This window comes from uncultured Blautia sp. (assembly GCF_902497045.1).
Taxonomy (GTDB): Bacteria; Bacillota; Clostridia; order Lachnospirales; family Lachnospiraceae; genus Blautia_A.
On sequence record NZ_CABVDF010000100.1, the window covers coordinates 1 to 9566 of the forward strand.

The following is a 9566-nucleotide window of genomic DNA, read 5'->3' on the forward strand; positions in this document are numbered from 1 at the left end:
TCCTCTCTTTCTGATTTATATTATAATTTATTCCCATACCTTCCAGGGTGCATTTCCTTTCTGCCACAGCTCTTCCAGATAATTCTTCTCCCGGAGCGTATCCATGCACTGCCAGAATCCTTTATGACGGTATGCATTCAACTGTCCGCTGCGGGCTGCCTCTACAAGCGGTTCCTTCTCAAACACTGTGGAATCTCCCTCTATCAGATCCATAATCTCCGGTTCAAGTACCATAAATCCGGCATTGATCCAGCCTCCGTCCTCTTTTTTCTTCTCTTTGAAATTTGTAATAGTTCCATCCTCGCAGATATCAAGAATTCCAAAGCGTCCTCCCGGCTGAGCAGCGGTGATTGTTGCCATTTTGCCATGAGATCTATGATAGTCCAGAAGTTCTTTTATATTCACATCCGCCACGCCATCCCCGTAGGTCAGCATAAAGGTATCTCCATCCAGATATTCTCTCACCCTCTTGATGCGGCCTCCTGTCATGGTGTACAAGCCTGTATCCACAAGCGTAACTTTCCAGGGTTCCAGGGTATTGTTATGGACGATCATTTTGTTTTCCTGCGTAAAATCAAAGGTAATATTGCTGTTATGCAGATAGTAATCTGCAAACCATTCTTTGATCACATGCTGCTTATAACCGCAGCAGATCACAAACTCATTAAATCCATAATGAGAATACATTTTCATAATATGCCATAAAATAGGCTTTTCTCCGATCTCGATCATTGGCTTGGGCTTCAGATGACTTTCTTCACTGATCCTTGTTCCAAATCCTCCTGCCAGAATAACAACCTTCATATAGATTCTCCCATCTTCCTTTATTTCTATCTGTCCGTCTGATCTTTATGTCCTTTTCATTCTAATACAAATATGTTCAAAAGAAAACCCCAAAAGATAAAAAGCCATACAGTCAGCCGGGAAAACATCTCTTTCCCAACTGACCATACGGCTGTTCAAATATCTGTTCTGCTTCTGACGTATCGTTTTTATTTTGCCTTTGCAGCTTTTTTCTCCTGAGTTTCTTTCCACAGTCTGTCCGCTTCCGGTGTCCACTGCTGCGCATATGCGGTGCACTTTCCGCAAAGATGCTCTGCTGTTTCCGGAGACTGCAGGTCTGTGGAATGTGCTCCGGATTCTTTTACAAGTCTCTGGAGGATCTCCGGATTCTCCAGCATCGGACATGGGCGAAGCATGTTCTCATTAAACGGCTGATTGTTATGGTATGCCATAAATAACGGCTGCTTCAGGATCTCCAGGATGGTATTTTCCCGGATATTTCCATTGGAATAATGGATAAACACACAGGGTTCCGCATCTCCATTGGCATTAATATGGAAGTAATTTCTGCCTCCTGCAATACATCCTCCCACAAACTCTCCGTCATTCTGGAAGTCCATGGTAAACAGTCCCGGCCCATGTTCCATATTGCGGATTTCTCTTACTCTGTCATGCATATAAACTCTCTGTTCTGCTGTTGGAAGAAGTTCCAGAGAAGCATCGTTTCCAACCGGCATATAGTGAAAATACAGAGAATAACGGCAGCCTTTTTCCACCAGCATATTTACAAACTCATCGCTTGTCACACTGTCGATATTCTGACTGGTATAGCAGATCGAGGTACCAAAAACAAGACCGTTCTTCTTCAGAAGTTCCATAGCATGCATGACTTTTCCATAAACACCCTCACCACGGCGCAGATCATTTACTTCCGGCTTTCCTTCCAGACTCAGCGCCAGGAACAGGTTTCCTGCTTCCTGCATCTGATGACAGAGCTCTTCGTCTACAAGAGTACCATTTGTGTAAGCAAGGAATACACAGTCGTTATGCTTTTTGCAGAGTGCGATCACGTCTTTTTTACGTACCATCGGTTCTCCGCCTGTCAGCATATAGAAATACACACCAAGCTCTTTTCCCTGAGTAATGACAGAATCCATTTCTTCAAAGGTAAGATTCAGCTTGTTTCCGTATTCTGCCGCCCAGCATCCTGTACAGTGAAGATTGCACGCACTGGTAGGATCCATAAGAATGATCCAGGGGATATTGCAGTTATGTACTTTTCTCATTTCACGAATGGTTTTTGTGCCATGATAAAACGCCTCATATCCCAGATTCACAAGAGTCGTCTTCAGGACATTGGGATGAAGTTCCTCCACCATAGAGCTTACATAACGATTCAGTGTATATTCCGGATTTAAAGTCACCCGTCTCAAATACTCCCAGTTGATCCCCAGATCAAATTCATTCATATATTTTTCCGCAGTGTCAAGGATTTTTTCATAAGCGCCCTGACGGTCTTTATTGATCTGACTGAGTTCATGCTCTACGATTCCTGAAAAAACTTTTCTGCCTGCTGCGTGTGCGATTCTGCTCATCTGCAATTCCTCCCTGTAATGTACGCTTCCAAAACGGTACCTGTTTTTACTTATCAATTTGTATAGCTTTCATTATAGGCGGAAATATACTTTTTTCCATAAACAAAAGCAGTGCAGTGTTTAGTTTTTTATCATTCAAAGCATTTTGTCTAATTCCTTCAATTCGCAGAAGGGAATACTCCCTCCAAAAAGATCCAGGGCGCTTCCTACGGTTACATCCAGCCGTCCCCTGCCATGCACCTTCAAAAGCCGGATATCCTCCATACAGCCTACTCCGCCTGCATAGGTAACCGGTTTTTCTCCATATTCCGCAAGGATCTCTGCAAGCTCCGTCTCTATACCGGAAGCCTTACCTTCCACATCTACTGCATGGATCAGAAACTCATCGCAGTGGCTGCCAAGCTCCCTCATCCTTTCCGGCGTCACTTCCACATCTGTAAATTTCTGCCAGCGGTCTGTAACGATGTAGTATGCGCCGTCCTTTTTCCGGCAGCTAAGATCCAGAACAAGATGCTCTTTTCCTACTTCGCTTTTCATTTTTTCCAGATTTTCCCAGCACAGTCTCCCATCTCGAAACACATATGAGGTTACGATCACATGGCTTGCCCCTGCATCCAGATACTGCTGTGCATTGTCCGGGCATACCCCTCCTCCAATCTGAAGACCTCCCGGAAACGCTTTCAGAGCCTTTAACGCCTGTTTCCTTGTATCTTCAAAATACGGAGAACTCTTCGGATTCAAAAGGATCACATGTCCTCCTCGGAGATTAGTTTCTCTGTAAAGAGATGCATAAAAAGCAGCATCCTGTTCCGAAACATAATTTTCACGCGCCTGATCTCCGGCATCCTTCAGGCTTCCTCCTACAATCTGCTTCACTTTTCCATTATGTATGTCAATACATGGATGAAATCGCATCCTGCTCCCTCCTCTTCTTTCCCGACAACTGTCTGACGGTCCTTTCTCCTGTATCTACATAGAACAAAGCGGACAAGTCCGCTTTGTTCGCCAGATGCAGGCTGCCATAGGCAGGCTGCATCTGGACGCATTCCCCATATCCTGTATTAAATTACCGATATGATGATATCATATTATGATTTTATTTCCTGTGCAACTTTATTTTACTTCAGCAGGCCACAAAAAATTTCTCCTGCTATCTATTTGCCAAAACTTTTATCTTCCTTCTGCTGCATTGTCTACAGCATCTCCCATATCTTTTACTGCATTTCCTACCCCATCTCCCAGATCTTTCACACTGTTGCCAAGTTCACCGGAAATGGTATCGTCGTTTCTGTCAGTATTGTTATTTTCATCTGTCGTACCGTCTGCGCTGTCTTCTGTATTGTCTCCGGCAATTGTATTGTCATCTGCAGCATTATTTTCGGAGGCTGTATTGCCATCGGCTGTATTTTCACTGCTGTTTTCCGTGTTTTCATTTACAGTGTCATTACCTTCCTCTTTATCCTTGTTTGCATCTTCCGGTTTCGTGCTGCCCTGATCCATACTGTCAGCATTCCCCTTATTGTCTGTCATAGTTCCTGATTCGTCTGCATTATTATCTGTGTTTTCTCCGCAGGCTGTAAATGCCCCCAGGACAAGCACCAGCATCATACCTGTCATAATCTTTTTTAAATTTTTCATACTGATCCGTCTCCTTTTCTTGAATTTTATATCTGATACAGATAATATGTGCAGTTTGCAGAATAATATTAAAGGAAATTTTTTCCAAAGAAAAAGACAGGTCATGTGCCCCGGAAAACGGAGCGCATGATCTGCCTTTTTTCATATGCACCGTCTGTAGGAAACAAGAAATAAAACTCCTTCCCTGTCCTGCAAACAGATATTTTTGTATCCTTTTATTTTGCTTCGATCACATCTGCCATATCATACTTTCCTTCCGGCTTCCCTGCAAGAAATTTGGCAGCTTCTACAGCGCCCTTTCCAAATACAGCCTTGGAATAAGCTGTATGCTTAAACTCGATCACCTCATCCGGACCTGCAAAAATTATCTCATGATCTCCTACGATCGTTCCTCCTCTGACAGCAGAAATACCAATCTCTTTATCTGAACGCATCTCTCTTTTCTGACTGCGGTCAAATACATAATTATATTCATTTCCCATTGCCTCATTAAGACTGTCTGCAAGAGCAAGAGCAGTTCCGCTTGGAGCATCCAGCTTCAGACGATGATGGCGTTCCACGATCTCCATATCAAATCCTGCTGCCGCAAGAACTTTCGCAGCTTCCTGGATCAGTTTCAAAAGTGTATTTATTCCCAGAGACATATTTGCGGATTTCAGAACTGCAGTTTTCTTTGCAGTTTCTTCAACCTTTGCAAGCTGTTCTTCACTTAACCCTGTAGTGCAGAGAACAACTGGAAGCTTCCTTTCTCCACAGTAATCCAAAAGCGCATCCACTGCTTTTGCAGATGAAAAATCAATCACCACATCAATCTCTTCCTGACATGCAGAAAGCTCTGTATATACTGGATAGGAAGTATTTCCTCTGTCTGCAATATCCACTCCGGCTACAATCTGTGCCTCAGGGTCTTTCTCAACAAGTTCGGAGATTACCTGCCCCATATGGCCGCAGCAGCCGTGCATCATAATTTTTATCATAATTTCCTCCTCATTGTGCGTGTTTTTGCACATCCAGGTACACTCTTGAGTGTTTCCTCCTCATTGTGCGTGTTTATGCCAGCTTCAGCCCGTAATCCACCATTGCTTTTTTGAGGATTTCTTTATTACACTCTTCCATTTCACAAAGAGGCATACGAAGAGGTCCCACTTCCATTCCCATCATATTCATAGCAGTTTTTACCGGAATGGGATTCACTTCACAGAACAGGGCGTTCACAAGAGGAATAGCCTCGATCTGAAGCTTAGTCGCTTCTTTAATATCTCCCTCCAGGAATTTCATGACCATATCGTGAGTCTGCTTAGGAGCAACATTGGAAAGAACTGAGATAACTCCAAGTCCGCCCAGAGACAGCACAGGAAGAACCTGATCGTCATTTCCGGAATAAAGTTCCAGTTTCTCTCCTGCAAGAGCCACTGTCTTGGCAATCTGAGAAAGATCGCCGCTGGCAGCTTTAATTCCAACAATATTCTTAACATTTTTTACAAGTGCAGCCACAGTTGCAGGCTGAAGGTTGCAGCCTGTACGGCTTGGTACATTATACATGATAATCGGTGTTTCCGGAACAGCTTCTGCAATAGCAGTATAATGTGCGATCAAACCTTTCTGAGTGGCCTTATTATAATAAGGAGTTACGACCAGAAGTGCGTCTGCTCCGTAAGAAGCGGCTTCTTTTGACAGCATGATTGCTGTTTCTGTACAGTTAGAACCTGTACCGGCAATTACAGGAACACGCTTTGCTACCTTATCAATAGTAAACTTGATGGTTTTCAGGTGCTCTCCATGAGTCATGGTAGATGACTCTCCTGTAGTTCCACAAATGATAATGGCATCTGTACTGTTAGCGATCTGATACTCCAGGATCTCCTCCAGCTTTTCATAATTCACACTTCCGTCTTCATGCATAGGTGTAATAATTGCAACACCTGCTCCCTTAAAAATTGCCATATCAGTTCCTCCTTTATCCTTCTGTACTATATTATGCAACTAACAGCTCTGCCGTCTTAGAACTCAGGCTGTATCTCAGAATCATTTTCCTCAACTGTATCTTCCGTAAGTTTTATTACTGTATCTACATACGGTCTCAGTCCTTCCGGCAGATTCGTACCGGTCATAACAATCTGCATACTCCGGTCTCTCTGTCTGAGGATCTCTGCAACTGTATCCACGGAAACAATTCCCTGCTCTATCACTCCCAGTATTTCATCCAGAAGCAGAAAGTCACATTCCTGTGTAACAACTACTTTTCTTGCAAAATTTAATCCATTAAGAATGTTTGCCCGCTCTTCTTCTTTCTCCTCATCGGTAAGATCATCATAGCAGCAATCCTGTTTTTCAAAACGGAAAATCTTGATGTCCAGATCATCCAGCTGTTCTAAAAAGTCCACGGAACGCCGTTCCCGTCCTTTCAGAAACTGGATAATGATAACGCTTTTTCCCTCAGCAGCTGCGCGAAGACTCTGTCCAAGTCCTAATGTCGTCTTCCCCTTCGCGCTTCCGCAATATGCTTCTATTAATTCTTTTTCCATGACAATTCCTCTTTATATTGATGAAACTGCATCTTTTTTTAATGTCCTTATCTTACCGCAGATTTTCTGAAATTGCAAGTATTACTCTGGAAGACCCAGCTATATATTTAGCCTGTTTATGTACAGGCATATCGCCTCTGAGCCCCGGCTCTTCTCGACACGCCCCCTGCTTTCCCTGCCGGCATACGGCAGATTATACGGCCAGGTACTTATATTTATATGGCTTCCGGCTGTATGATCCGCAGCATATTTCGGTTTATTCCAGGTATTCCAGCTTGCTTACAGAGACTTCGTAGGCTGTGCGCCGCTCTGTCTGATTTTCACCTAATTTTTTTACATATTCCCGACTCTGGATCCTTCCCCAGATCAGAACATGTCCCCCAACTGTAAAAGCGGACGCATAACGTGCGTTTCTTCCCCAGCAGATACAAGGTATGTAATCTGATTTTCCGTAAGGACGGTTTACTGCCAGAAGCACATCTGCGATTTCTCTTCCCAAAGGAGTTTTCCGATAAACCGGAGGTTTACAGATATACCCGTCCATAAAAATCTGATTGGTAGGGATCACATCTTCATCCTGACCTATAAATCTTACTTCTCTGGCGAATACGGAAAGTACTAAACGATTATGCTTTTCTTCATGACGGTTATAGGATCGAAACTGACCGCTGATCTCTATATATTCACCTACATAATCCTGCGTTACATCCACCAGACGTTCCGATACCATTACCGGAATCCGATCCTCGGAATCACTTAGGCGCTTTACAATCAGATCCATCACAAAAAATCCCTCTCCAAATACCTGATGACTGAATGTAAAGCCGGTAGCAATCTTCCCCATGATCGATACCTGATTGTTTTCAATGATTTTGTCTGCCATAATACAGTTCTCCTTCCTCTTTGGGTATTTTGTCTATATTAGCCTATGTACCTGTCCGGAAGTTTAGAACCTAAATCTCAAAATTTTTTTTGGAACACCTTGTATTCTTTGAAAAATGTGGTAAACTGGAATGTCGTACCGTGAATAAAACACATTAATATAGAAGAAAAAAGAAAGGATTTCGATTTTTATGAAGACCAAACGCGAAGATGTACGCAACGTTGCCATTATCGCCCATGTTGACCATGGAAAAACCACTCTGGTGGATCAGCTTCTGAAGCAGAGCGGTGTTTTCCGTGAAAACCAGGAGGTACAGGAACGTGTTATGGACTCTAACGATATCGAGCGCGAGCGTGGTATCACAATTTTGTCCAAAAACACAGCTGTCCATTACAAGGGCGTAAAGATCAATATCATTGACACTCCGGGACATGCTGATTTTGGAGGAGAAGTGGAACGTGTACTGAAAATGGTAGACGGTGTAATTCTTCTTGTCGATGCCTTCGAGGGCGCTATGCCGCAGACAAAATTCGTTTTGAAAAAAGCTCTGGAACTGGATCTCCATGTAATCGTATGCATCAATAAGATTGACCGTCCGGAAGCCCGTCCTGATGAAGTCATTGACGAGGTTCTGGAACTTCTCATGGATCTGGAGGCTTCTGACGAGCAGCTTGACTGTCCGTTCCTGTATGCTTCTGCCAAAGCAGGTCATGCTGTCCTGGATCTCTCCGATACACCGGAAAACATGGAGCCGCTTTTTGAAACTATTCTTAAATATATTCCTGCTCCGGAAGGAGATCCTGATGCTGATACACAGGTTCTCATCAGTACCATTGACTATAATGAATATGTGGGCCGTATCGGCGTAGGTAAAGTAGAAAATGGTAAAATCGCAGTAAATCAGGAGCTGACACTTCTGAACCATCATGACCTTGACAAACGCCAGAAAGTAAAGATCAGCAAGCTTTATGAATTTGACGGCTTAAATAAAGTTGAAGTAAAGGAAGCTTCCATCGGTTCTATCGTGGCTGTTTCCGGTATTGCAGATATCCATATCGGAGATACCCTCTGCGGCGGAGACAAGCCGGAATCCATCCCATTCCAGAAAATCTCCGAGCCTACAATTTCCATGAACTTCCTTGTAAATGACAGTCCTCTGGCTGGTCAGGAAGGTAAATACATCACCTCCCGCCACCTTCGCGACCGTCTTTATAAAGAGCTGAACACTGATGTCAGCCTTCGTGTGGAGGATACGGAAAGCACTGAGTGCTTTAAGGTTTCCGGCCGTGGAGAGCTTCATCTTTCTGTTCTTATTGAAAACATGCGCCGTGAAGGCTATGAATTCGCAGTCAGCAAACCAGAGGTTCTTTATCATGTAGACGAACGCGGCAAAAAGCTGGAGCCTATGGAACTTGCCTATGTAGATGTCCCGGAGGAATTTTCCGGTACAGTGATCCAGAAACTCAGCGAAAGAAAAGGCGAGCTCCAGGGAATGAGTACTGCAAGCGACGGTTCTGTCCGTCTGGAATTCCATATCCCTTCCCGTGGACTGATCGGCTTCCGAAGCGATTTTATGACTTCCACCAAGGGAACCGGCATCCTGAATACAATTTTTGACGGCTACGCTCCATACAAAGGGGATTTCCAGTACCGTAAACAGGGATCCCTGATCGCCTTTGAAGCCGGCGAAGCTGTTACCTACGGACTTTTCTCCGCTCAGGAACGCGGTGTTCTCTTTATCGGACCAGGAGCAAAGGTTTACAGCGGTATGGTCATCGGTCAGAACGGAAAAGCAGAAGATATCGAACTGAACGTCTGCAAAACCAAACATCTGACCAACACACGTTCCTCTTCCGCTGACGAGGCTCTGAAACTGACACCTCCTAAGGTATTAAGCCTTGAGCAGGCTATTGAGTTTATCGACAATGACGAGCTTCTGGAAATAACACCCAGCAGTCTTCGAATCCGTAAGAGAATTCTCGATCCAAGGGAAAGAAAGCGTGCAGGCTTTAAGAAAAACTAAAATCATCTGAAGCACTATCGTAAATGTTGTTTCTGAAATACATCATCCCCCTGTATGACCCATATGATATGCTCCCTTCTAGGTAGACAGTTAAAATAATAAAACTGTTTATCAAGGAG

9 protein-coding genes are annotated in these 9566 nt (G+C 43.9%); 1 reads left to right on the top strand and 8 read right to left on the bottom strand.

All coding sequences use genetic code 11. The features are described from left to right. Positions 1-27: 27 nt before the first annotated feature. The 8 genes from rfbF to RDS42_RS08665 all read right to left on the bottom strand — a co-directional run bounded on the left by rfbF (position 28) and on the right by RDS42_RS08665 (position 7424). Positions 28-804 (bottom strand): glucose-1-phosphate cytidylyltransferase, encoded by a 777-nt coding sequence (rfbF, locus tag RDS42_RS08630; RefSeq protein WP_308783302.1) that lies wholly within the window; start codon positions 802-804, stop codon positions 28-30. Positions 805-992: 188 nt separating this feature from the next. Beyond that, a complete protein-coding gene (locus RDS42_RS08635) occupies positions 993-2378 on the bottom strand; it encodes a radical SAM protein (protein ID WP_308783303.1) in 1386 nt (461 codons plus the stop codon). A 135-nt stretch (positions 2379-2513) separates the two neighbouring features. Next, complete coding sequence (hisA, locus tag RDS42_RS08640) at positions 2514-3293, bottom strand: phosphoribosylformimino-5-aminoimidazole carboxamide ribotide isomerase (protein WP_308783304.1); 780 nt, start codon at positions 3291-3293, stop codon at positions 2514-2516. A 255-nt stretch (positions 3294-3548) separates the two neighbouring features. Beyond that, positions 3549-4016 carry a hypothetical protein gene (locus RDS42_RS08645; protein WP_308783305.1) on the bottom strand — a complete coding sequence of 156 codons (468 nt, stop codon included), beginning with the start codon at positions 4014-4016 and terminating at the stop codon, positions 3549-3551. Between the two features lie 215 nt (positions 4017-4231). Continuing rightward, a complete protein-coding gene (gene dapB / locus RDS42_RS08650; RefSeq protein ID WP_308783306.1) occupies positions 4232-4993 on the bottom strand; it encodes a 4-hydroxy-tetrahydrodipicolinate reductase in 762 nt (253 codons plus the stop codon). A gap of 73 nt (positions 4994-5066) precedes the next feature. Further along, the gene (gene dapA / locus RDS42_RS08655) at positions 5067-5960 is read right to left on the bottom strand and encodes a 4-hydroxy-tetrahydrodipicolinate synthase (RefSeq protein WP_308783307.1); all 894 of its coding nucleotides are present in this window, start codon (positions 5958-5960) and stop codon (positions 5067-5069) included. A 56-nt stretch (positions 5961-6016) separates the two neighbouring features. Continuing rightward, positions 6017-6541, bottom strand: a complete 525-nt coding sequence (locus RDS42_RS08660) for a cob(I)yrinic acid a,c-diamide adenosyltransferase (protein WP_308783308.1) — start codon at positions 6539-6541, stop codon at positions 6017-6019. 256 nt (positions 6542-6797) lie between these two features. Then, positions 6798-7424: a single-stranded DNA-binding protein gene (locus RDS42_RS08665; protein ID WP_308783309.1), complete on the bottom strand. Its 627-nt coding sequence runs from the start codon at positions 7422-7424 to the stop codon at positions 6798-6800. 190 nt (positions 7425-7614) lie between these two features. Here RDS42_RS08665 and typA point away from each other — a divergent pair, with 190 nt between their 5' ends. After that, entirely contained in the window at positions 7615-9447 is a 1833-nt protein-coding gene (typA, locus tag RDS42_RS08670; RefSeq protein WP_308783310.1) for a translational GTPase TypA, read from the top strand. The last annotated feature ends 119 nt before the right edge of the window (positions 9448-9566 follow it).